The sequence below is a fragment of the Bacillus sp. CBEL-1 genome (assembly GCF_004348885.1).
GTDB classification, from domain to species: domain Bacteria; phylum Bacillota; class Bacilli; order Bacillales; family Bacillaceae_H; genus Priestia; species Priestia aryabhattai_A.
Map to the genome: position 1 here is coordinate 58,663 of NZ_SBIM01000008.1, position 24,245 is coordinate 82,907.

At 37.8% G+C, this 24,245-nt stretch carries 25 protein-coding genes; 9 read left to right on the top strand and 16 right to left on the bottom strand.

Annotation, left to right across the window (positions count from 1 at the left end):
• Nucleotides 1–23: 23 nt before the first annotated feature.
• Complete coding sequence (locus EPL02_RS06320) at nucleotides 24–1,601, bottom strand: ATP-binding protein (protein ID WP_131887289.1); 1,578 nt, start codon at nucleotides 1,599–1,601, stop codon at nucleotides 24–26.
• Between the two features lie 135 nt (nucleotides 1,602–1,736).
• On the opposite strand from EPL02_RS06320, the gene EPL02_RS06325 reads away from it, so the two are divergent.
• The 3 genes from EPL02_RS06325 (at nucleotide 1,737) to EPL02_RS06335 (ending at nucleotide 4,718) form a co-directional block, all read left to right on the top strand.
• Nucleotides 1,737–2,774, top strand: coding sequence for a DctP family TRAP transporter solute-binding subunit (locus EPL02_RS06325; RefSeq protein ID WP_131887290.1), 1,038 nt, complete (start codon nucleotides 1,737–1,739; stop codon nucleotides 2,772–2,774).
• Between the two features lie 310 nt (nucleotides 2,775–3,084).
• Nucleotides 3,085–4,350: a dicarboxylate/amino acid:cation symporter gene (locus EPL02_RS06330; protein ID WP_094912255.1), complete on the top strand. Its 1,266-nt coding sequence runs from the start codon at nucleotides 3,085–3,087 to the stop codon at nucleotides 4,348–4,350.
• 134 nt (nucleotides 4,351–4,484) lie between these two features.
• Nucleotides 4,485–4,718, top strand: coding sequence for a hypothetical protein (locus tag EPL02_RS06335; protein WP_094912254.1), 234 nt, complete (start codon nucleotides 4,485–4,487; stop codon nucleotides 4,716–4,718).
• A 40-nt stretch (nucleotides 4,719–4,758) separates the two neighbouring features.
• Here EPL02_RS06335 and EPL02_RS20800 read toward each other — a convergent pair whose 3' ends face one another.
• On the bottom strand, nucleotides 4,759–4,923 hold the full coding sequence (locus EPL02_RS20800) for a hypothetical protein (RefSeq protein WP_165932525.1): 165 nt from the start codon (nucleotides 4,921–4,923) through the stop codon (nucleotides 4,759–4,761).
• 393 nt (nucleotides 4,924–5,316) lie between these two features.
• On the opposite strand from EPL02_RS20800, the gene EPL02_RS06340 reads away from it, so the two are divergent.
• Entirely contained in the window at nucleotides 5,317–5,514 is a 198-nt protein-coding gene (locus tag EPL02_RS06340; protein WP_256993380.1) for an IDEAL domain-containing protein, read from the top strand.
• A gap of 36 nt (nucleotides 5,515–5,550) precedes the next feature.
• On the opposite strand, the gene EPL02_RS06345 is transcribed toward EPL02_RS06340, so the two are convergent.
• On the bottom strand, nucleotides 5,551–6,339 hold the full coding sequence (locus tag EPL02_RS06345) for a cell wall hydrolase (protein ID WP_131887291.1): 789 nt from the start codon (nucleotides 6,337–6,339) through the stop codon (nucleotides 5,551–5,553).
• A gap of 389 nt (nucleotides 6,340–6,728) precedes the next feature.
• Between EPL02_RS06345 and EPL02_RS06350 the strand changes: the two genes are divergently transcribed.
• Nucleotides 6,729–7,574 carry a DUF4097 family beta strand repeat-containing protein gene (locus tag EPL02_RS06350; RefSeq protein ID WP_131887292.1) on the top strand — a complete coding sequence of 282 codons (846 nt, stop codon included), beginning with the start codon at nucleotides 6,729–6,731 and terminating at the stop codon, nucleotides 7,572–7,574.
• Nucleotides 7,575–7,831: 257 nt separating this feature from the next.
• On the opposite strand, the gene EPL02_RS06355 is transcribed toward EPL02_RS06350, so the two are convergent.
• From EPL02_RS06355 to EPL02_RS06390, 8 genes are all read right to left on the bottom strand, one after another.
• Complete coding sequence (locus tag EPL02_RS06355; protein WP_094912251.1) at nucleotides 7,832–8,023, bottom strand: hypothetical protein; 192 nt, start codon at nucleotides 8,021–8,023, stop codon at nucleotides 7,832–7,834.
• Nucleotides 8,024–8,117: 94 nt separating this feature from the next.
• A complete protein-coding gene (locus EPL02_RS06360; RefSeq protein ID WP_131887293.1) occupies nucleotides 8,118–9,314 on the bottom strand; it encodes an ABC transporter permease in 1,197 nt (398 codons plus the stop codon).
• On the bottom strand, nucleotides 9,311–10,000 hold the full coding sequence (locus EPL02_RS06365) for an ABC transporter ATP-binding protein (RefSeq protein ID WP_094912249.1): 690 nt from the start codon (nucleotides 9,998–10,000) through the stop codon (nucleotides 9,311–9,313). Before EPL02_RS06365 ends, EPL02_RS06360 begins: the two co-directional genes overlap by 4 nt.
• Complete coding sequence (locus EPL02_RS06370) at nucleotides 9,997–11,118, bottom strand: efflux RND transporter periplasmic adaptor subunit (protein WP_131887294.1); 1,122 nt, start codon at nucleotides 11,116–11,118, stop codon at nucleotides 9,997–9,999. Before EPL02_RS06370 ends, EPL02_RS06365 begins: the two co-directional genes overlap by 4 nt.
• Nucleotides 11,118–11,777 carry a YknW family membrane protein gene (yknW, locus tag EPL02_RS06375; RefSeq protein ID WP_131887295.1) on the bottom strand — a complete coding sequence of 220 codons (660 nt, stop codon included), beginning with the start codon at nucleotides 11,775–11,777 and terminating at the stop codon, nucleotides 11,118–11,120. The genes EPL02_RS06370 and yknW overlap by 1 nt, the downstream gene beginning before the upstream one ends.
• A gap of 196 nt (nucleotides 11,778–11,973) precedes the next feature.
• A complete protein-coding gene (locus EPL02_RS06380; RefSeq protein WP_131887296.1) occupies nucleotides 11,974–12,981 on the bottom strand; it encodes an aromatic ring-hydroxylating oxygenase subunit alpha in 1,008 nt (335 codons plus the stop codon).
• A 104-nt stretch (nucleotides 12,982–13,085) separates the two neighbouring features.
• Nucleotides 13,086–13,598 carry an acyl-CoA thioesterase gene (locus tag EPL02_RS06385; RefSeq protein WP_131887297.1) on the bottom strand — a complete coding sequence of 171 codons (513 nt, stop codon included), beginning with the start codon at nucleotides 13,596–13,598 and terminating at the stop codon, nucleotides 13,086–13,088.
• A gap of 174 nt (nucleotides 13,599–13,772) precedes the next feature.
• Nucleotides 13,773–14,810, bottom strand: a complete 1,038-nt coding sequence (locus EPL02_RS06390; protein WP_094912244.1) for a DUF5105 domain-containing protein — start codon at nucleotides 14,808–14,810, stop codon at nucleotides 13,773–13,775.
• Nucleotides 14,811–15,314: 504 nt separating this feature from the next.
• Here EPL02_RS06390 and EPL02_RS06395 point away from each other — a divergent pair.
• Nucleotides 15,315–15,815 (top strand): cupin domain-containing protein, encoded by a 501-nt coding sequence (locus EPL02_RS06395; protein ID WP_434223154.1) that lies wholly within the window; start codon nucleotides 15,315–15,317, stop codon nucleotides 15,813–15,815.
• 145 nt (nucleotides 15,816–15,960) lie between these two features.
• Here the strand turns inward: EPL02_RS06395 and EPL02_RS06400 are convergent, their stop codons facing one another.
• From EPL02_RS06400 to EPL02_RS06410, 3 genes are all read right to left on the bottom strand, one after another.
• Complete coding sequence (locus EPL02_RS06400; protein WP_094912242.1) at nucleotides 15,961–17,124, bottom strand: iron-containing alcohol dehydrogenase; 1,164 nt, start codon at nucleotides 17,122–17,124, stop codon at nucleotides 15,961–15,963.
• A 76-nt stretch (nucleotides 17,125–17,200) separates the two neighbouring features.
• The gene (locus EPL02_RS06405; protein ID WP_094912241.1) at nucleotides 17,201–18,097 is read right to left on the bottom strand and encodes a LysR family transcriptional regulator; all 897 of its coding nucleotides are present in this window, start codon (nucleotides 18,095–18,097) and stop codon (nucleotides 17,201–17,203) included.
• Nucleotides 18,098–18,333: 236 nt separating this feature from the next.
• Nucleotides 18,334–19,527, bottom strand: a complete 1,194-nt coding sequence (locus tag EPL02_RS06410; protein ID WP_094912240.1) for an MFS transporter — start codon at nucleotides 19,525–19,527, stop codon at nucleotides 18,334–18,336.
• A 307-nt stretch (nucleotides 19,528–19,834) separates the two neighbouring features.
• Between EPL02_RS06410 and EPL02_RS06415 the strand changes: the two genes are divergently transcribed.
• The 3 genes from EPL02_RS06415 (at nucleotide 19,835) to EPL02_RS06425 (ending at nucleotide 21,381) form a co-directional block, all read left to right on the top strand.
• Nucleotides 19,835–20,182, top strand: a complete 348-nt coding sequence (locus EPL02_RS06415; RefSeq protein ID WP_094912239.1) for a winged helix-turn-helix transcriptional regulator — start codon at nucleotides 19,835–19,837, stop codon at nucleotides 20,180–20,182.
• 35 nt (nucleotides 20,183–20,217) lie between these two features.
• On the top strand, nucleotides 20,218–20,415 hold the full coding sequence (locus EPL02_RS06420; RefSeq protein WP_094912238.1) for a YwbE family protein: 198 nt from the start codon (nucleotides 20,218–20,220) through the stop codon (nucleotides 20,413–20,415).
• A gap of 159 nt (nucleotides 20,416–20,574) precedes the next feature.
• A complete protein-coding gene (locus EPL02_RS06425) occupies nucleotides 20,575–21,381 on the top strand; it encodes a glycerophosphodiester phosphodiesterase (protein WP_094912237.1) in 807 nt (268 codons plus the stop codon).
• 43 nt (nucleotides 21,382–21,424) lie between these two features.
• Here EPL02_RS06425 and EPL02_RS06430 read toward each other — a convergent pair whose 3' ends face one another.
• Nucleotides 21,425–23,209 (bottom strand): L-lactate permease, encoded by a 1,785-nt coding sequence (locus EPL02_RS06430; protein ID WP_131887298.1) that lies wholly within the window; start codon nucleotides 23,207–23,209, stop codon nucleotides 21,425–21,427.
• A gap of 242 nt (nucleotides 23,210–23,451) precedes the next feature.
• Nucleotides 23,452–24,225 (bottom strand): fumarylacetoacetate hydrolase family protein, encoded by a 774-nt coding sequence (locus tag EPL02_RS06435; RefSeq protein ID WP_094912235.1) that lies wholly within the window; start codon nucleotides 24,223–24,225, stop codon nucleotides 23,452–23,454.
• Nucleotides 24,226–24,245 lie beyond the last annotated feature (20 nt).

Below are 24,245 nucleotides of genomic sequence, written 5' to 3' on the forward strand. Positions count from 1 at the left end.
TCCATCCCCTTTTCGCTTATAACCTACACTACGAATGTAATGGTAAACGCTGTTCCATGCCCATGCTCTGTTTCAACCGAAATATCTCCATTGCCTTTTTGAACGATTTGATAAATTAAATAAAGTCCGATACCTCGGTTTTCTTTTGCTTTTGTTGAAAAACCCTCTTCAAAAATATGTTTCACCTCTTCTTCTGTCATGCCGCACCCGTTATCCTCTACCAAAATTGATAATACGTCTTCTGTTTGTTCAATACTTACATAAACTTCTTTATCATCCTGGAATGAGTCAACGTAAGAATCGAAAGCGTTTTCAATCAAATTTCCGATAACAACAACAAAGTCATGGTGATCTAAATGTTTAGGAAATGTTTCTAAATAGCTGTGCTTATCAATGGTTAACGTAATTCCCAGCTCTTTCCCTCTGCTTACTTTGCTAATTAACAGTCCTGATACGCTTTCATTTTTAATGTTCTTGTGCAAAAAGTTCGTCAGTTCTCCTTGCTTTTCTGAAACTTCGAAAACATACTCTAACGCTTTCTCGTTATTTCCTAGCTGGATTAATCCCGCAATAGTATGCAGCTTGTTCATGTACTCGTGACTCTGTACGCGAAGCGCGCTTACAAATGCTTTTACTCCGGTTAACTCTTCAGCAAGTTTTTTTACTTCTGTTCGGTCTTGGAAAACCGCAACCGCTCCCACCGTTTCTCCTTTTACCTTTATGGGAACACGATTACTTAGAATGGTTAAATTACGCACTTGAAGCTCTTTATTATATACCGGTTGATTTAGCTGTAGGATTTCTGGTAAGCGCGTATCTGGAATCACATCATAGATTGATTGTCCAATCACTTCATCATGAATATTCATGATTGCTTTTGCCTTATCGTTAAAAATAGTAATATATTCATCTTTATCTATGGCAATTACAGCTTCATGCATAGCATTAAACGTTTCAGTTCGCTCAACAAACAGCCGTGCAATCTCATCTGGCTCTAGCTCAAACATTTGCTTTTTTATGTGAGAAGCTAATACCCAAGCTCCCCATCCTCCAAACAGTAAAATTAAAAGGCTGATGATAGAGATTTCCTTCTTTACACTACGAATAACTTCAGAAAAGGTTGGTAATAGATAGCCACTAATCACGACACCAACCTGTTCGTGATGATGATTAATAATGGGAACGAGCGAGCGTATGACAGTCCCTCTCTCCCCTTTGGCTTTATCAGTATACGTATGTTCAGCAAATGCTTGTCCTTCATCTTCTCCGTGCGATTTCGTACCAATCATAGCGTTGACCGGATGAGAGAGCCTTGTCTTTTTCATATCAAGCACGACTATGTAATCTGCTCCGTGAATAATTCGAATGGGATCTACTATTGTGTTAATTTTCTGCCTTTTTCGTTCATCTCCCGTTATCTTTTCACTAACCTCCGTCATTTCAGCGACGGTTCTTGATGTCACGAGCGCTCGCTGCCTCAAGTCTTCTTCCTTTAATTCAATAAATTCTTTGATGACGACAATACCAGCTAAAAACAGCGCAAAGACGATAATAAAGAAGATTAAGGCAGTCATCTTCGTTTGCATTGAAAATCGATTCATAAAGCCCAAAATCCCTCTTCTTTCTCAACTATGTCATCTTTATTTATTTTACCATGCTCTAAATCTGCGTGGTAAAATAAATCATAAGATTATAATTCTTCTCATTGAGATGCAAGGAGCTGAGAGTAAAAGCTTATGCGAGTATTTATTATCACAGCTTTATTTGTTAGCGCTTTCTTTATTTATATTTTACTTTTCCCTCCTTCTTTTTTACATTCGGAACACGTCTATAGAGATGATGAACAACAAGGGCTAGATGAGCAAATCGTCATTAATTTTAGTCATGTTGTAGCTGAGAATACCCCAAAAGGGTTAGCAGCGCAAAAATTTGCCAAGATTGTTAATGAAAGATCAAATGGCAAAGTTAAAGTTGAAGTTTTTTCAAATGGTGTGCTCTATTCTGATAAAGAAGAAGTAGATGCTTTAAGGCGAAATGACGTTCAAATGATTGCTCCTTCTTTCTCAAAGCTTGCAGATATAAACGAAGATTGGTTACTTTTTGACCTCCCATTTATGTTTAAAGATGAAGGTGAAGTTGAGACAGCTTTAAATGGTCAAATTGGCAAAAGTCTGCAAGCATCCCTCAAAAAAGAGAATTTAAAAGGACTAGCATTCTGGAACAACGGATTTAAACAAATGACGAGTAATCAAAAGAAGCTAGCTGTACCAGATGACTTTAAAGGTCAACGTTTTCGCATTATGCCAAGCGAAGTTATCAAAAAACAGTTTGAACTTCTGGAGGCTAAACCTACCACTGCTACATTTAACCGAGTATACGAGTCACTTGAAAAGCAGGAGTTTGATGGTCAAGAAAATACTATTTCAAATATCTATTCAAAGCGTCTATATACGTTACAGCAGTATATGACCATTAGTAACCACGGCTACTTAGGTTACACTGTAATGATGGACGAAAACTATTGGAACAGCTTACCTTCCGATGTTCAGCTTCTTCTTTCAAATGCAATGGATGAAACAACAGCTTGGATGTGGGAACACTCGAAAGAAATGAATGATCAGCAGCTCGAAAAAATTAAACGGGAGTCTACTATTCAAGTTCACTACCTAACAGAGCAAGAAAAAGCGAGATGGAAACAGCGCTTTACTCCCCTTTACACAGAATTTGAAAAGCGATTAACAAAAGAGATTGTGGAAGAAACATATAAGAAGTGATTAGAGAGACTGAGACATAGGCAGTTCACCCCCTACTATCCCTGACTGATTGAGAGTTTACAACTTTTAATTGGTCAGGGTTTTTGTTGATTTGGAAAACTATTTTAGAAACAGATGGGAACATCTATTGTGTGCCTTTTAAAATTACTCATTTTGTCATGTCTCAAACTCTTTTCTATGAAAATTCTAAGAACTTAATGAACAAAAAGACCATTATCACCAGAAATTTCACCCCCATTTCATATGCGGTACTATAAGTTTACAAGATTAATGAAAACGCTATCAATACATGAATCAAGGGGGATGAAAGATGAAGATTAATTTTAAAAACCTAACAGTTCGCGTTATTATTGGTATTATCTTAGGAATCATGGTTGGGTTTATTTTCCCAGAATTCGGTGCACAGCTGAAAGTCCTGGCTGACATCTTTATTAAACTGATTAAAATGGTTATCGCACCCATTATTTTTTTAACAGTTGTAATTGGAATTGGCGGTATGGGTGATTTGAAGAAGGTTGGGCGTATTGGAGGTAAAGCACTTCTATATTTTGAAATCGTCACAACTTTTGCTTTAGCCATCGGCATCATCGTTGTTAATTTCGTAAAACCTGGTGAGGGCTTTAACATAAGCGGAGCACAGGGAGCTGATGTCTCACAATATACGAAGCAAGCAGCTGAAGCTGAGCATGGATTTATGGACTTTATAATGAGCATTATTCCAGACAGCGTCTTTGGAGCAATGGCTAACGGAGAACTTCTTCCAATTTTATTCTTTGCCGTATTATTTGGGCTTGCAACAGCAGCTCTGGGTGACAAAGCAGCTCCCGTTATTACGTTCTTTGAACGCGTAACCGATATTTTCTTTGGAATCGTTAATATGATTATGAAGATTTCTCCAATCGCTGCTTTTGGAGCAATGGCTTATACAATTGGTAACTTTGGAATCGGTTCACTCGTTTCACTTGGTAAATTAATGGGCTCTGTTTATATCACGATGTTTTTATTCATCATTTTTGTTTTAGGTGCAATTGCTAAATTTTATGGGTTTAGCATTCTAAAATTCATTGCGTTTATTAAAGAAGAAATTTTACTAGTGCTTGGTACATCATCATCTGAATCAGCTTTACCAAAAATGATGAATCGCATGGAACAATATGGGTGCTCTAAATCTGTTGTAGGTCTTGTTATCCCTACTGGTTATTCATTCAACCTTGATGGAACGTCCATTTATCTATCAATGGCAGCAATTTTTATTGCGCAGGCGTATGGCGTTGACTTAACAATTTGGCAAGAATTAACGTTATTAGGTGTGTTAATGTTAACATCAAAAGGTGCCGCTGGCGTAACGGGTTCTGGTTTCATTACCCTAGCAGCAACATTAGCAGCCTTCCCAATGATTCCTGTTGAAGGCCTTGCATTATTAATTGGTGTGGATCGCTTTATGTCTGAAGCTCGTGCTATTACAAACTTAATTGGAAACGGTGTTGCAACCGTTGTTGTTTCAAAAATGGAAAATGAATTTCATCCGCCAGTTCCAACTCAAAGTCCAGATTCTTCACTACCAGTCGCAAAATAAAAATGAACCTTCCTCAGCTAATTGAGGAAGGTTTTTTTTTGAATGGAAAACATTAAATAATTAAAAATATCAAATAATTTGTTACAATAAAAATAGGTTTAAAAGATAACTAGTTTGGGTAAGGAGGAAAAAGCATGATTCAGACTATTACAGCACATTTAAAACAAGGCTTGCTTTCTTATCGACAAGCGATTTGGATTGCACGCTATCTTATTTTAGGTTTTATTGTATTTGGTACAGTAGAAAAAATTTCAATGTTTCAAAGCCATGAACTTAACGGTTTACAGCTCACGTTTGAACTCACTGCTGCTTTAATTTGTGCATTAGTTCCCTTTGCATACGGCATTGATTCGTCCAAGCAAGAATAAAGGCAACGTTTTCTGATGAAACGTTGCCCTTTTTTTATAATTAAGCTTTTATTTGCATTTTTTCGTGATACAACTTTCCAAGCTCTACATCATCTAAATGCCACACAACAGATTCACATTCTGGAAAGCTAGTAAGCAATGCATCTTCCAATTTTTCACGATCCCTTTCACTTAAAACATAGCGTTTCAATGTAAGCAATGACATTGTATGTTCCCCTCTCACAATTAATGTTAGCGCTTTCAATATTGATGTTTATACATATCTTACACGAATACTACCCTCTATGTACAATAAACAAATAGAATAATGCGAATAAGCAAATGGAATATCGGAAACACTCATAAAGAATAAGAGGGTCGCCTATGGTAGAACATCCTTGTTTAGACCATAGATTTTTGTCAAAAAAAGACGACAATCAATTATATAACAATGTTGATATATACATTCTGTTATATTACAATTATCTTTACTCAATTCGATTTTATATGACTTTCTTATCTCCCCATATGCGCTGTGAACTACGAACCATTTTTAGAAACATCGCATAGCTTATAGCATGAACAGGTAATTAAAAATTTCTGAGGAGTTGATTTCCCCGTGGAAAAACATTTGAATCATATCCAGAAACAAAATGAAGAAGATACAATGAACTCATTAACGGCTGAAATGGTATTAGACCATGCGCTTCGGATGTTTCAAAAACAACAGCTTCAAAAAGAAATTGATCATGCCTTATTAAATCGCAACAAACAGGAATTTCTTAAACTATCGCAACAGCTACAAGCATACCTATAAGCAATAAAAAAGAAGCGAGGATGTCCTCGCTTCTTTTTATTTAGCAAATACATGATTTCCGATAACTGCTGTTACCTGCTTTGTTTCTAGCCACGAATTTGTTGCAATCTGCGGATTATAGAAAAACAGCGCAGGATTTTGATGATCTGGATTTGCTAGCGCTTCTTCTACTGCACGTCTTGACTCATCAGAAGCAGGCTGATTAATTGTTCCATTGCCGACTGGAGAAAACTCGTAGCCGCCGTTAGCTAAAGGCTGATTAATCACCTCTGTAATGCTGTTAGGGAATTCTGGTGACGATACGCGGTTCATAACCACGGTTGCTACCGCTACTTTACCTTGGTACGGTTCACCTTTCGCTTCTGCTTCTACTAATCTTGCTAATAAATCTTTTTCTGCTTCCTCAACTCCTACATCTGTAGGCTGTGGTGCTGGTGCTGCTTCAGAAGCTCTTTCTCCTGTTACCACTAGCTGTTGCCCTACATTAATAAGATCACTTTGTAATCCGTTTAAGTCTTTCAAACGATCTACGCTTGTATTATATGTCTGTGAAATACTAAACAATGTCTCACCTTGTACTACCGTATGTACCGTCTCTTTTTCTGGAATTGTTAGGACTTCTCCAACATAAATCATATCGTTCGTACGATTATTTGCTTGTTTTAGTTCATCTACGGATACGCCTTCTTGTTGACTAAGCTTCCACAGCGTATCTCCTGTCGATACTTTATGAGATGCTGCTGATGCAGCCGTTCCTTGTACTGCAAAAAATGAAAGTGATGCAGCTGATGTAATGACCCACTTTGTCAATTTTCCTTTTTTCATAAAAATACCTCCCGAAAAAATAACCTGACATTATCTTAGCATAGAGAAAGCCAATTTCATTGAAAGAATGGGTAACATTTGTTCAGATTGGATTAAGTTTCTTACAAGAGAAATAATAATATTACAAACCATATAATTCCTTTAAAATTCGTAATAAAACTAACATTTTTATGACTGTTACTTGAATTTTATGGATTATTTTCACTTTTACCTTTCACTAACTGAATTTCATTCATTATTTTAGAAAAATAAGTAAACATCTACCAATCTCTAACTACATCTCAGGTCTTACCTATAGTTCATTCCTCGGGCCATTGATTAACTACCACAAAATGGATAAAATTAGTTATGTATCTTATTTCTTTATAAAATTGAAAGCAGGGTGAAGCATGAAAAGATTATTGTTTTTAGTTCTAATATTTATTGGTGCTGCTTTTCTTTTAACTAATCCATTTACCACATCTACATGGACATTGGGATTATCAAAAACCGAAGCAGTTCTAACAAATTCTATTGAAAGTATTAAGCTTGAAACTGCAAATGTGAATACAGTCGTTGAAGAGTACAATGGAAAAGAAGTAAAAGCGGATTTACAAGGCAAGGGAAAAGTAAATGTTCAGCGCAACGGAAAAACAATTACCGTTACGTATAAGAATAAGCCTTTTTCGTTCTTTTCATTTGGAAATAGTAGTAAACTAACAATTTATATTCCAAAAGAATACAGCAATCATTTAGAGTTAAACGTTGGTTCAGGAGATGTAGAATTTAACGAAACCTCTTTATCACTTGATAGTTTTTCGATTAAAGTACAATCTGGCTATACTGTTATTCAAGGAATCGATGCAGATAAATTAGACATCAATGTTTCCTCAGGAGATCTCATAGTCAACAAAGTGCGAACCAAAGAAGGCTCAATTGATGTACAGTCAGGAGATCTTGCGATTAAAAACTACGAAGGAAAATTGAATTCTCACGTATCTTCAGGAGATGCTTCTATTTCTATAAATAGAGTGGTTGACTCGATTAAAGCTCACGTTAGTTCTGGGGATATGACCGTTACGCTGCCACCTAAAGCTGATATTACGCTACAAGCTAAAGCGAGCGTAGGAGATATTCATAACCGGTTTAACTTTAAAACAATCAAAGAACAAGAAGGTAAAATTGAAGCTACAAATGGGAAAGGTACGCATCGAATGGACGTAGATGTCTCAAGCGGAGATTTTAATTTACGATAAAGCAATGCAGTTTTTCATCTCAAAGAAAAAGCATGGCTGTGAGAACATATTCATTGTGTTACAGACACTCGCTTTTTTAATTTGTTTTCGTAATCAACAAAATATCCGAACAATTGCAGGTAGCAATCGTTCGGATATCTAGTTTACTGAAATACTTTAGCTAGCGACCACAACAGTTTAACCTCTTCTTCAAATATGTTAGTTCAGTAACCTCTACTATGTGAAAATTGAAGTTTGAAGTTAACATAGCTTCACAATTAAATATTCACAATATAAACAGCAACGGCAATCGCAGAACCTACTAGCAGCGCTACATAAATAAATGATAAGTTCCGAATTCGTTTCTTTCCAGTCTTTTTATACTGTTTGTCATCGTTATTTGCAATCCATATCGTTCCGACTAGCGAAATAATTCCCACAAACATAATAAGAAAAATTGAAATAGTCATCCTCTCTCCCCCTGTTCATATCCCCTTTTCTTCTATTATATTATAAATTCTTCTAAAAAAAGAAAATCACTCTGGTTTTGAGTGATTTTCTTCTTTATTCATACCTTAATGCTTCAATTGGATCGAGCTTGGCTGCTTTGTTTGCTGGAAGCATTCCAAAGATCACGCCGATTGTCATAGAGAACAATAGTCCAATGACAATAATTTGCCATGAAATTAACGGTGGCCATCCTGCAAACATAGAAACGATAGAAGCACCGCCTGCTCCAAGTAAAATACCAACGACACCACCAATTAACGTTAACGTCATTGATTCAATCAAGAACTGTGTTAAGATCTGCCTTTTGGTTGCACCTAGAGCTTTACGAATACCAATTTCTCTTGTTCGTTCTGTAACCGATACAAGCATGATATTCATAACGCCAATGCCACCAACTAATAATGAGATTCCCGCAATTGAACCAATAATGGTTGTCATAATGGTTGTGACTTGACCAATACCATCTGCAATAGCTTCCATGTTCATAACCGTGTAGGAATCTTCTGTTCCATACGTTTCATTTAATAGATTTGCTGCGCTCTCTCCAACGGCTTGTAGTTCATCCGGATTAGAAGCTTGAAGGCTTACAGACGTATAGTCTACTTTTCCAAAGCTTGATTTATACGTGTTGCTTGGCATATACACTTCCATCATGCCAAAGGACCCTAATATACCGGTTGGCTTTTCTAAGATTCCTACAACTTCAATTGGCTGATTTTTCACCCAAATGATTTCACCAATACCACTGCTATCTTTAAACATTTCCTTATTTAACTCATCACTGATAAGGGCAACTCGGTTACCGGACAAGAAATCACCATCGGTTAGGCTTTGTCCCTGTGCAACTTTTACGTCATTTACGTCCAAATACGACTGGTTAATAGCATATACCGTTGTATCTAGCGTATCTTCTTTATAACGGACCGACATCATTTCCTGCAGAGATGCCACAACGTTTTCAACACCTGGTAACTTGCCTAGATTATCAATATCTTGTGACGTAAAAAACGCCTGCTCCCAAATGTTTGGATTTGTTTGGATTTCTTCCTCTGAAGGTTCATACATTAGCTCAACCGTATTGCTATCGCCTGTAATTTGCGATTTAAGCATCTGTTCTCCACCTTGCCCAATTGCCACTACAATAATAACTGCCGCAACTCCGATAATAATACCGAGCATCGTCAAGATGGAGCGTAATTTATGAGCAACAACCGACGCCAAAGCCATGCGAATATTTTCCATCATGCTCATAGTTCAAGACTCTCCTTACCGTTGTACGCAACGATATTTCCATCACGAACTAATATTGTTCTTGAAGCATATTCAGCCACTTCTGGCTCATGAGTAATCACCACTACGGTTGTTCCTTCTTTGTTTAAAGCAGCAAATTCCTCCATAATCGATACGCTTGTTTTCGTATCAAGCGCTCCGGTCGGCTCATCCGCTAAAATGAGGCTAGGCTTATTAACAATAGCACGAGCAATGGCAACACGCTGCTTTTGCCCACCGGATAACTCATTTGGTAAATGGTTGATTCTTTCACCTAACCCTACCTTTAACAGCGCAGCTTCAGCACGCTCTCGTCGCTCTTTTCGAGATATGCCCGTATAGACCATCGGCAGCTCTACATTTTCCACAGCTTTTAACCGTGGCAACAGCTGGAATTGCTGAAACACAAATCCAAGCTGTTCATTTCGAACCTTAGCTAGCTGATCATCGCTGTACGTTGAAATCTCAAGTTCATTCAAAAAGTAAGCACCTGAAGTTGGTCGGTCTAAACAACCAATAATGTTCATTAAGGTTGATTTACCAGAACCTGAGGGGCCCATAATAGCAACAAATTCACCGTCTCTAATCTCTAAATCGATTCCTTTTAAGATAGGCACTTCTTCTTTACCAAGATAATAGCTTTTAGAGATATTTTCTAGTTTAATCATCTTACTGTCACTTCCACACCATCTGCGAGTTCATTAGATGGATTTGAGATGATTTGATCTTTACTTGTAACGCCTTTAACAATTTCAATTGATTTGTTTGTTGTTTGGCCAACCTTCACTTCTCGTTTAACTGCTTTTCCACCTTTTACGATATACACGTATTTCTCATCACCTTCATTAACAATCGCTTTTGATGGAACAGCTTTTGCTTTTTTACTTTCAGTTTCAATTTCTAATAAAAGCTTAAAGCCTGGGCGAATACTTTTAATCTCTTCATCCGTTACTTTCACTTGTACTGGATATTGATTCGCTCCGTCTCCACCACTTGCTGCATCGGACTGCTGTGGCAAAAAATCAATTTGCTGGACAGACCCTTCCCACTCTTTGTCCGGCACTACGTCAGATGTAATTTTCACTGGCTGACCTACTTCAATGTTAAGAGCATCATATTCTGATAAAACGCCCGTTGCCAAATATTGATCCGTATTACCAATATGTATAAGCGGCTTTTGAACTTCAGTTGTATTATGAGCAGCTTCTTTATCTACAGACAGCACTGTGCCAGCTAATTCACTCTTTTCAATAAGGTTATTTTCTTTCTTTGTTAACGACTTGCGCTCTAGCTTATTTCGTTCAGCTTCAATTTTTGCTGTTTCAAGGTCTAAATTAAGCTGCGTTCGCTCATCTTCGATTTGTGCTTTCGCTTCTTCTTTTGGAAGTTCTTTTTCAAGTTGTTTTTGCTTATCTTTTAATTTAGCAATCTGCTTATTTAGTGAGCTAACTTGTAGATCATTTGATTTTTCGCCAAGTTTATTTTGTTCTTTTTCAAGCTCTAAATCATCATTTGTATACGTGACAAGCGGTGTACCAACCTGCACCCTTGTACCTTCTGTGACTTTAATATCTTCGATCTCACCATTTTCTGGCTGATAATACACATACTGCTCATCGGCAAGCTTAAGGGTACCTGGGATCATTACCGTACTGCGCAACGTCATATCTTTTAATGACGTCACGCTAACTTGTACGTCTTCACTTTTCTGTGCTTTAAACACATTTACGCCAATTAGTACTACGATTAAGAGAGAAACAACTGTGATGATGATACCTTTTTTCATTATGCCATAACACTTCCTATAATTTGTGAAATAACAGACAGTACAAAGAAGACACTAGCAATAATAATTGCCGCTTTTTTAGATAAACCGCCTACTTTTTGTAAACCCATTGCTGTTAAAATTAGCGACCAAATTGAGAAAATTTCAATGCTTGCCAATACGCCACCAACAGCTCCTTCAGCTCCAACTAAACCGTTTAAAGACGTTATGTTTGTTCCTGTTCCAGCTACAACTGCAATGACTGTATTTAGTAATAATCCAAGCATTGTAATGAACGTAATGAATGCTGTTAAACTAAACATATGCTTATACTTTGCTGTTCCTTTTCCGATTTTCACAATAAGTAAAAGAATTCCTGCACCAATTAACATCGCAATAGGCGTGACAATTAACGCTCCAATTCCAGCTCCAATCATACTAAACAATTTCATAGAATCATCTGGCTCAAGCCCAAGTTCTTGTAAAGAAGCCAAGTTTTCTGGCGTAATGGTACTAAGTGCGAATGCCGCGGCACTTAGTAAGATAACGAGAATGAGTGAAGCCACAATCGCCGGACGCTGCTTCATTTTGTCAAACTCAGCGCCTGGGCTAAAAATAAACTTAAATACGGACGGCTTTGGACCCTGCTCCTGCTCGGTCGTCGCAATTTCTGGATTCATATAATAGCTCCTTTTTTGAATAAATTTTTATTTGTTTACCTTCACAAGCACTATTGGTAAGTTATAAACAAATCAGTAACATTTTAACATAAAAATGTTATAAAGTTTACTAATTTACTATATTTTTACTTTTATAGTTTTATACTCAACAAAAAAGATGCTGTTTATCAAGATAAACAGCACCTTTTCTTCCTTATTATATAGTTTTTGCCTTTCTTCCCACATCGCTTCCAAACTCAACGCCAATTTCTCCTAACCATTTTCGGTATGCAATGCTCACGCGATCAGGGTTAAGGTGCAGCTCTGCTTGTAAGTCTAACGGAAGCTCTTCCGGCTTTTGACTTTCAACAATGTCTGTATCTTGTTCGATGATAAGCTGCTGAAATTCTTGAAAGTATTCATCAGGCTTATCGAGCTCATAGTTTCGTGATACAAGTGCAAAGACGGTTGATTTTAGCTGTTCTTGGGGCAATACTGCAAATAGCATGGAGAAGATTTCGTTGGTTTGATAATTTACTTTTTTCAACCTCGCAACTGTCGGACGAAGAATTTCAAACGTATAGTAAATCGTTGACCAGTTTCCTGTACCATCCGCATCGGCATATACTTCAATCTCATCTGAGATATAATGGTTATCACGCCAGTGCACCTTGTAATCGGGGATTTCCGTATAGTCTGGGTGTCCTAAGCTTCCCTCATGAACAAACGCAAGGTGGCTCACGTCCAAAAAATTTTCGACCACACGAGGTGCAGCTGCGTTCATCGTGTGAGAATATGCATGGACAGTCTTAAAAGATGAGTGGTCATATTCCTCATAATAAGGAAAAGGCTCAGCAGCATCCGACCCTTGTTCACTGAGTCGAACCCAAACCATGCCGTATTCTTCTCTGCACTGATACACAATAGCTTTTGCTTTGAGTGGAATCGCTCTATTCGGTGGCTGCTGTGGAATTTTTGTACACTGTCCATCCACATTATATTCCCATCCATGATAAGGACAAACAATACAATTATCTTTTACCTTGCCAAGCGATAAAGCAGCACCTCGATGAATGCAAAGATCTTTAAAGGCTTTAATTGTTCCTCTTACCCGAAAAAGCACTACTCTCTCTTCTAATACCTTCACAGCAAGTGGATCTGTACCTATATCTTGACTGTACGCAACTGGCAACCACTCTTTTGCTAATACAGCATCTTTAAACATCTGCTTCCCCTCCAGTTTGTAGACGAAAATGATAATTTAAAGATTAGCATCTCCAGCACCATTCGTCTGTTAGTTGGTAAGGTTAGCTGACAGATAATTTACAATTAGCTCCACGGCTGATTGAGACTTAAGAATTTGGCTAAACTATTGCTGTTTGCGCGCACACTTTTTCGAATTTTTGCTCGCTCAGGTGCTGTTTGATATAAATACTTTTCTTCATCCGTTTCTGGGATTACGCTCGGCACTTCACAAGGCTTGCCATCTTCTCCAAGCGCAACAAACGTAATAAAGGACGTAGCGGCAATTTTTCGCTCTCCTGATTTTAAGTTTTCTTTTATAATTTTCACAAAGATCTCCATTGATGATCGTCCTGTCCAAGAGACATATGATTCAAAGCACACCGAATCCTGTGGAGTAATCGGATGTAAGAAATGCACAGAATCTGTTGATGCCGTTACGCATTCTGCTCGGCTATGACGAGAAGCAGAAATTGAAGCAATCATATCAATATCGCTCATGAGCTTACCACCAAATAATGTTTGATGATTATTTGTATCATTTGGAAACACGCGACTCGTTCTAACTGCTTTTGATTCTCTACAATATTTTGCTTTCATCTTCCATTCCTCCAACTATATACGTAAAAACTTTTATTGAGACCATCATACTAGCACATCTTCATAAAAATAACTTTAAAATTTGCTCAAAACACAAACAAAATTTACAGTAAGCGCTTTATAAAATCAAAAAAGAGAGCAGATTATCTCTTCTCTCTTTCTAGGCTTACATCTTTAGTTAATGTCACCCGCAGCGAATGCTTTTTCAACTGTATCGCTATACTTATCTTTTGGCTTAACTTCCCATTTTCCGTCTTTTTCAACCATTTCAATTTCTAATGGATAATTACTTTCTTTAAGCTCTGCTCCACCTAAAATATCTTTGAATTTTGAAATTGCATAAGCTTCTTGTTTTTTCGTATCATATTCTTTTGTTTCTTGATAATAAGCGCGTTTATAATCAGAAACTGTATTGTATAAGTTATATACGCCGATACTTGAATATTTCACTTCAACAACTGCTTTTCCATTCACATTTTCAACTGTTTTAGCTTCAAACGTCGCTTTTGAATTTAGTTCGTCTTTATATATTTTGTATAAATTAGACGCACCTTCTTCTGTTAAATCATTTGAAAACACTTTATTAATTGACTCACGGAATGCTTTATTAGCAGACTTTTCAACTTCTTCCTTATCCGCTACTACATATTTATCGAAGTCTTCATTTTCTTTCCCTAAGAACAACACGTCAATATAGGCTGCTAATGCTTTTTCAGGTGTTTCTAAGTTTTTTAAGCTTTTTTCATACTTTGCTGTGTCTAATTTTAGCTTTACTTCTTCAATCTTATTTTCATAGTCTTGACTAATTGGCTGAACACCAATTTCATATTCTTTATCTTTTTCTACGTTAAAAAGATACGTCAGCTTTTTCGATTTATCAGACGTAATTTTCCCGGATCGCATTGACGTTTCAATTTCATCGCTGTATACGTCTGTATTAGGTTCTAATTGTTCGTCACCATCATAAAGACTAACATCATTGCTAGACAACGAAATGGCATCTTTGGACGTATTCTTCACTTCTAACTCTACCGCAAGTAAAGCTTCATCTCCGCTTACGCCACCGTCTTGCTCCGATACTAATATGTACTGTGCATCAGCAATTTTTGCTTCAAATGACTTATTTGCACCTGCTCCTTCTTCACTTGATCCGCACGCTGCTAAGCCTAGTGAGAGAGCTCCAACTAAGAGTAAACCTGCTGCTTTTTTCACGTAATCCTCTCCGTTTCTCTTTATGTTTTCATGAACTCCACCATCGACTAATTCATAATTGCTATATCCACAATCATTTATTTCGAATTACTTTTTTACAATTATTTGATAAAGTTCATTACTTAATTCTCCTTTACCATCATAAGGAAATCCTGAAACATCTTCAATCTTCCATAAGTCATTAAATCACCAGGGTATTTTTGTAAGTATTTCGACTCACTTCGTCCCACTAATTCATTCGATTTTTTAATTAGTTAACGATATACTCTTCCCTTTACAAAACCTACCATGATAATATTTACCATGTACATTCCTTTTTTTTCAGATTCCACTTTTACTTTTTATTATCAAGATAAACCCATATAGTTCAAATGAACCAAACGTCTCCTTTTAGGAATTTAGATTTATTTATATTTCATTTTTTTACAATTAATCCACCGTTAGTTTATTTCTTTTACGAAGAGGGAATGTTAAGAAAATACGATGTTTGGAGGAGGAGAGATTGTGTCAGATGTAAAAGTTTTGTTTTTTGATGATGATGGGGTTATTCCCAATCACCCTTCCCTTCCTGTTTTACTCTATGAACATGCACTAATTGATCGTAAGGATAAGATCGAGACTATTTTCCATAATCACAATTGGAAGAATAGCTGGGTTAATGGAATTTATGATTTCCACCACTATCACAGCAACGCCCATGAAGTTCTTGGCATCATCAAGGGCTGTGCTCGCTTACAGTTAGGTGGGCCAAAAGGTGAAAATATTGTTGTGCATGCTGGTGATGTTATTGTGTTACCAGCCGGTACAGGTCACAAGCGTCTTCAATCAACTGCTGATTTCCAAGTAGTTGGCGCTTATCCGGGCGGAATGAGCTATAATTTAAAAACTGGAAATTCAGCTGAATATACAGAGGCTGTTGAGCAAATAGAAGACGTGCCTCTTCCTAAAACAGATCCCGTCTACGGAGAGGATGGGCCTTTACTTTCTCTATGGTCTAAAGAGTAAAAGGACATTCTTATTAGATGCCTTCCCTTTATTAGAAAATGCCCTGGTTATTACTAAGAATCGATATGAAAACGAGCTCTTACTAAACGTTTAGTAAGAGCTCGTTTTCATTTATTCCTATTATCCAGTCTTTTATTATATAAGATTACAATGAACGGTTTAGAATATCACGTACACTTTCATCGTTCATTTCTTTGTAGGTACCGACCCCTGGTTTGATGAACGTCTTTTCTACCATGGCATCAAAGTCCTTGTCATCAATCTTATAATCAGCCAGCCTGCTTGGTGCTCCTAATGAATTCCAAAACTCACGCAGCGCTTTTGCACCTTCTTTCGCTACTTCCATATCGTCTTTCCCTTCAGTAGAAACACCAAATACATTGACAGCTAACTTCTTGACACGCGAAGGGTCCTCTTCAAGAACATGCTCTAGCCAGTTAGGAAATAGAATAGCAAGTCCTCCTCCGTGCGGAATATCATAGATAGCTGAAATTGCATGCTCGATACGATGCGTTGCCCAATCTCCTCCGTCTGTTCCGCTTGCCAGTAGTCCATTAAAAGCCGTCGTACTAAGATACATCATCGTTTCCCTATGCTGAAAGGAATGCAAGTCTTCAATTAACTTTGGACCTGTTGCAACCGCTGTGCGCAATAACGATTCGATAAATCCATCAATCATCGGTGTATTCTCCGTACGATGAAAATAATACTCAAGAGCATGTGACATGCTATCAACGATTCCATAAACGGTTTGGTCAAGAGGAACAGAGAAAGTATACGTTGGGTCTAAGATTGAAAATACAGGAAACACATGAGGGGAACTCCAGCCTAACTTATCTTTTGTCTCCCAATTAGTAATAACTGATACATTATTCATTTCAGATCCAGTTGCCGCTAATGTCAGCACTGTACCAAACGGCAAGGCGGCTTCAATAGGAGCAATACCTTTAATAAGATCCCAAGCATCTCCATCATGCTTAGCACCTGCTGAAATAGCTTTTGTACAGTCGATTACACTACCTCCCCCTACAGCTAAAATAAAGTCAATGTTTTCGTTTTTACAAATCTCTACTCCCTTACGAACGGTGCTTAAACGGGGATTGGGCTCAACACCCGCTAACTCAAATACAGTAGCTTTCAGCTGTTTAAGTTGATTCATCACATCATTATAAACGCCATTGCGCTTTATGCTGCCACCGCCATATACGAGCAGTATATTTATGTGTTTATTCAAAATATTTGATAGTTGCTTTATTTGCCCTTGTCCAAAGTATAGTTTTGTAGGATTATATTGCAAAAATGTCTTCAAAATGAGCACCTCTTAGAATGGTTTTGAAGATAGTATAGCACGTCATTTACATTAATAAATACGATACTTTTCTATGCTATTCATCATTTTTTTTGATGTTATCTTTTAAAGACGTAATAAGCTGGCTTAAAGGCGGAGTTAACCACTTTTTATTTTGATAAACAATCTGAGTATAAATGCGAATCTCTTCATGGTCGAATGGAATCTGAGTGACTTTGCCGGATTCAATCTCTTTTCTTGCTGCAATTTCAGGTAAAATTGCTATTCCTAAATCATCAGCTACACACTGTTTAATAGCTTCAAGGCTGCTGAACGAAATAACCGACTTAACTTGAATAGTTTCGTTCATTAAAAGCTGTTCCAATAATACGCGATAAGGACATCCTTCCTCAGTTAAGATCAGCGTCTCACCTTCAAGCTCTTGCAAGTTCATTTCCTTAAGCTGCTGAAGTCGGTGATTCTTTGGAGCAATCATCACTAGCGTTTCTTCACGAATTGGAATTGTGGTCAATTCCGGGTGATCAATATACCGGTCGAGCACAATAGCCAGATCAAACGCACCCTCAAGCACTCCTTCTTTTAACTTTGGACAGAGCCCTGATTCCAATAAAATTTTCAAGTCAGGATGCCGAGTTTTCAGCTCTTTAATATATGGCGTTATAAAGTATGCTGCCAGTGATTCAACTGTACCTATTCGTAAAGTACCTCGCAAATTATGCTCGTTTGAAATTCGCTCTTCTGCTTCATCCATGAGGAGTAAAATCTGATTTACGTAATAATAGAGCTCTTCACCTGACTGAGTAAGACGCATTTTTCGCCCAACTCTCTCAAACAATTTAACCTGAAAATGATCTTCAAGCTTTTTAATTTGGGTCGTCACACTAGACTGTGCATATCCCAATTGTTCACCTGTTTTTGTATAGCTCCCCCACTTTACAACCTCTTTAAATGTATAGAAATAATTTAAGTCCATTAACATCACCTATCATATTTGACAATAATTCTTATCAGTCATTATAGATAACTCCAATAGGTATATCAATGATATGCCTCCTGCTAAATGAGTATTTATAGAAAATTCATCATGAATCAACTTAAGAAATTATGTTAATTTAACAAGAATATTTTCAAAAAACAGAGACCGGTAAATAAGTACATAAAAAAAGGCTTTAACCATTAGAACTCAATGATTAAAGCCTTTTATGTTCATTATGCTTTTTCTATGCGAGCACTCCATGCTGTTAATAGTACTGCCCCAATAACCATTACTCCACCAATCCACGGTGTATGAATGATGCCAATCGAATCTACAATAATCCCACCAACAAATGCGCCAATAGCAATTCCGATGTTAAAAGCAGCAATATTAAGCGCTGATGCAACATTAACAGCAGATGGAACATATTTTTCAGCTAAGTTTACTACTAAAATTTGCAGACCTGGAACATTCATGAAAGCAAACAGTCCCATTAAGAAAATTGTAATTAGACCAACTGCCTTAAACGGTGCCGTAAAGCTTAGTACAATTAAGACAATAGCTTGGAAAATAAACATCCAAAACAATGCTTTAAGCGGTGATTTATTTGCTGCTTTTCCACCTACAGTATTACCAATTGCCACCGCAACACCATAGACTAGTAAGATAATGCTTACCCATTTGGCACTAAAGCCTGTTACATTTTCCAAAAGAGGTGTTAAATAAGTAAACGCAACGAACGTACCTCCGTACCCTAATGCGGTAATAGCAAATGCTAATAAAAGCGGACCATTCTTTAAAATTTTCACTTGTTCTTTAAACGACGCAGGCGGTGCTTCTTTTAAGTTATTTGGAATTAAAATGGCGCTTGCAATGATTCCAATTACTCCAAGTAAAGCCACTGCCCCAAAGGTTGCTCTCCAACCAAATGTTTGACCGATAAACGTACCAAGCGGAACACCTGTTACGGTTGCAACAGTTAACCCTGTAAACATAAACGCAATTGCGCTTGCTCTTTTATGCTGTGGCACAAGATCAGCTGCAATAGTTGAACCAATTGAAAAGAATATCCCGTGTGAAAATGCCGTAATGAAACGAGCAATAAGCAATAGTGAGAAGCTTGTAGACATTGCTGCTGCTGCGTTTCCAACAATAAATACAACCATTAGTGCCATCAACAATGTTTTTCGGTTCACTTTACTTGTTAAAGCTGTTAAGACGGGGGCACCAATGGATACACCAATTGCATAACCAGAAATTAATAATCCCGCTAGCGTAATTGAAATAGATAAATCATTCGATATACTAGATAATAAACCAACTGGAACAAACTCAGTTGTCCCGATACCAAATGCACTAATAGCCAGTGCTAATAATGCAAAGGTTCCACCTTTCTCATTTGTTTTTGTATGTGAAAGTGAATTCATCTTTTTTCCTCCTTCATGATTTGATAACTCTTTATATTGATCTCAGTACAGGCGCCTTTCTAGTTCCTGAGTCAAACTTTTAACTAACTAGCACCGACCGGCTAGCTCTGTTAGTCATTATGCAAGATACAAATCCATAAAAAAAGTACGCACTTTCAAGTACGATAGGCACCAAAAAGTACCTAATGGACTATTTTAGGCGTAAAGCGGTACAATAACAGTAACTTAATTCAAATCCATGCAAGGTTGACACTTGCATGTGGCATGAGAAAATAAATAAAAGTGTTAGATAAGGGGGCTTTTATCAATGAAAATGTACAATATTCCAGTGGAAGCTTCTCTCGAAGTAATTGGTGGTAAGTGGAAAGTAGTGATTTTATGTCACTTGATAAAAGGAAAAAAGAGAACCGGAGAGCTAAAGCGCTTGATGCCAGGAATCACTCAAAAAATGTTAACCCAGCAGCTTCGTGAGCTTGAAGAGGATGGCATTATTTTACGTGAAGTCTATAACCAAGTTCCTCCGAAAGTTGAGTATTCTTTAACGGAATACGGCTGGTCTCTTAAAGGAATTTTAGATGCTCTTTGTGCATGGGGCGAGCATCATATTGAAAAAACATACCCAAATAAAGAAGATGTGCTTGTACAGGTTGACTAACTTGTCAGCACATCGTGAAAGTGAAGTGGCTATAAATGAGCGGACAAAATCGAAGTGATATTTCTCCTGGAACGAAGGTATCGATCGTTCTGAAAGCAGATCAACGAACTGGAAAATTAACGGAGGGAATTGTGAAAGATTTGTTAACCAAGTCCTCTTTTCACCCTCACGGCATCAAAGTTCGACTAACAGATGGACAGGTAGGGCGTGTAAAAGAGATCCATTCTGTCTAAAAGCTGTCGAAACATTAGCTGATTTGTAAATAAAAGTAAGGCTTTGTATCTATTTTTATTCATCTTCTTGTAATCAAATCTCAATGTACGATTCATACAGTGTCAATATTCCAATTTTATACTGAAACGTGAAAACAGTTTGAGTTGGGAGATGAAGAGATGAATAAGAAAGTATTAGCAGGCGTTGGGATTTCATTTGCTTTATTACTAAGCCCTTTACAGCAAGCATCAGCTGCAAAACATGACGTAGACAACGTAGCGCATCGTGGTGCATCTGGATATGCTCCAGAAAATACGATTGCTGCATTTGATAAAGCGTTTGAAATGAAATCAGATTATATTGAGATTGATGTACAGCAAAGTAAAGATGGGGAGCTTGTGGTCATTCACGATTTAACCGTAGACCGTACGACAAACGGTACAGGCTCCGTTAAAGATTTAACGTTAGAAGAACTGCAATCGTTAGATGCTGGAAGCTGGAAAGGAACTGAATTTGCTGGAGAGCCCATTCCAACATTTGAAGAAATTTTGGATCGATACCGCGGAAAAATTGGGATTCTAATTGAACTAAAGTCGCCCGAACTTTATCCAGGTATTGAAGCAAAAATTGCTGATGAGTTACAAGAACGCAATATGGACAAGCCAAATAATGAGAAGATTATTGTTCAGTCATTTAATTTCGACTCGATGAAAAAGATGGACCAGCTGCTTCCAAGCGTTCCAATTGGCGTCTTAACAGGATCTAAAGCAGACATAACAGTGGAAAAGCTCCAGCAGTTTGCCACATATGCTGATTATTTTAATCCCCATTATGGGCTCGTTACAAGCGAGTTAGTGACAAATGTACATAATAATGGAATGAAGATTTCCTCTTGGACCGTGCGCAATCAGCAAACCGCTGATTTTCTTTTATCGATGAACGTAGACGCCATTATTACTGATTTCCCTGATTATGTTCAAAAATAACCAAAAGCGAAGTGGAATTTTTTCTCCACTTCGCTTTTGGTTATTAGTCTAAAAACTTTGTTTTATTTCCAGAAGAGATGAACTGCGTGCGACGATTATTTGTACTGATTATATAAACTGCTACAAAGAAGACACCTACAACAATAATTGATCCGATATTAAGTAACCCTTTTTCAGCATACCAAACGATTGCATACCCAACTGCTCCTGATAATAGTGCATAGTACATAAACGGCAGCAATGTTTTTCGAATAACGGCTCCTTCTTTTCCAACCAACCCTACAACGGCCGAAGCTGCCACCACATTATGAACACAAATCATATTTCCAGCCGCTCCGCCCACCGCTTGCAAAGCAACAATCCAAGTTGGATTTACGCCAATTTGTGTACCAACATCGTATTGAAACAATGAAAACATCATATTGCTTACGGTGTTGCTGCCAGCAATGAATGCACCTAACCCTCCAATAAAAGTGGAAAGCAACGGCCAATACTCGCCTGCTAAAGCAGCTGCACCATTCGCTAATTCAATTGGCATTTTATCGAATCCCGCTGCTCCTCCTCCTGAATTAATAAAGACCTGCACCATTGGCACCGTAAAAATTAACGCTGTAGACGCAGCAACAGTTGTTTTAGCAGACTGCTTCCATGCTGCTTTGTACGCGCTTTTATTCATATGATGAAGAAAATAAGTGATTAAAGATACAAAGATAAAAATTGTTCCGGGAAGATACAGTGGCTGAAAACTTGCACTTACTTCAGAACCAAATATATTCGGAAACGAAACGGTCCACGACTGTAGCCACCCCAAAATAGGAAGCGCTTTCAATCTTGATAATACTAAGAATGCCCCAACTAATACGTAAGGGAGCCACGCACGCAACATGCTCATTTGTCCACTATGATACGCAACATCCTTTATTTCTAAACTACCTACCCACTCCGAATTCCACTTACTTTTTTCTTCAAAGTCCCATGCTTCTTCTTTATCCGGCATTAAAAATCCTCTTTTAGCAGCAAAAACAACAACAGCAAGTCCGACTAACCCGCCAATCATGGATGGAAACTCAGGACCTAGTAGATTTGCAACCAGTACATATGGAATGGTCATCGCAAACGCTGCAAAGAGCGCAAACTTCCAAACACGGATTCCTTCCGTAAACGATTTATTCTTCCCAAAGAACTTTGTCATGAGTGCCACAACAAACAGTGGAATAAATGTCCCCGCAATCATGTGTAAAATTGCTACCTGTCCACCGATTTCAGTTACTAGTGCTAGAAAATTATCCGTAATGCTTGCATCTGCTGATAATCCTGTTTGAACGCCGACTAGCATTGGTGTTCCTACTGCACCGAATGAAACCGGCGTACTTTGAATAACCATCCCTGCAATAACCGCTGCCATGGCAGGAAAGCCTAGGCCTACTAAAAGCGGTACCGCAACGGCAGCTGGAGTACCAAATCCAGAAGCGCCTTCAATAAATGAACCAAATAACCAGGCAATAATAATCACTTGAATGCGACGATCCGGCGATATATCTGTAAAGCCTTGACGGATCGTTTTAATACCACCGCTTTCCTGTAAAGTATTCAGTAATAAAATTGCACCAAAAATAATATATAAAAGCGTCCCTGCGACGACCAAACCATTTATAGAAGCTGCAGCAATTGTTACACCAGGTACCTTCCATACAAACAAGGCTAACCCTACAGCCACCACGTAAGAAATTGGCATCGCTTTGCTAGCAGGCCACCTCAGGCCTACTAAAAAAATACCAACGGCTAAAATCGGTAAAAGTGATAGAAGCGCTAACATTCCAGTACTCATGCTTTTCTTCCCCCTTTTCAACAAGTGTTAAAAACAGTTTATTTTATGTGAGAGAACATTCTTTTCAGTCAAGCTATTACCTTTTTTCATAAATAAAAACCTGCTCGAAATCCGATTACGTCGCAATTCGAACAGGTCATTTTTTGTTATGATTGAAATACTAAGCAGCCTGAACCTGTTTTATTCGTGTAGACACGCAAGTTTATCGCAGATACCAAGCTGTTTCAAATCATTCTTTCTTGTTAATTCACGCTGACTTTTACTTTGCTAAAAGCATTGTTCAGTGAACCAATTTCATCGATATGACAATCAATAGTGCTTCCTGCGCCCACTAATTCGGCCCCTACCGGACTACCCGTTAAAATAACGTCTCCTGGTTTGAGCGTCATCACATTAGAGAGATAAGCAACCATTTTTTCAACTGAGACGATGATAAGATCCATCCCGCTATTTTGCTTTTCTACTCCATCCAGCGTCGCTTTCACACGGATATTTGTAAGATCAAGCTCCGTTTCAATATAAGGACCAAGCGGCGTGAATGTATCAAACGATTTTCCTACCGTCCAATGGCCGTCCGGATGAATAAATTGCGGTGCCGTTACGTCATTTCCAATCGTATAGCCAAAGATATGCTCACGAACATTCGAAGCTGAAAGATTTTTTGCTTCTTTTCCGATAACAACCGCAAGCTCAGATTCAAATTTCACTTCTTCAATTCCTTCCGGAATGATAATATCTTCACCTGGCCCAATAACAGATGAAGTTGGTTTAAAGAAAAATACCGGAATGTCAGGAAGCTTTTCAGGCAGCTCGCTCACAGCCTTCACGTAATTAGCCCCTATACCAATAATCTGATTTGGCTGTATTGGTGCTAACAGTTTTACATCTTCTCGTATAAACGTGCGCCCCGTGTATTCCCATTCCGTAAATACATTACCTGTTATTTCACGAATGCTTTCTTTTTCTACTACTCCTTGGCGTATCGCACCTTCTAATTCAAAACGCGCAAATTTCATACGTAACCTCGCTCCTTGCT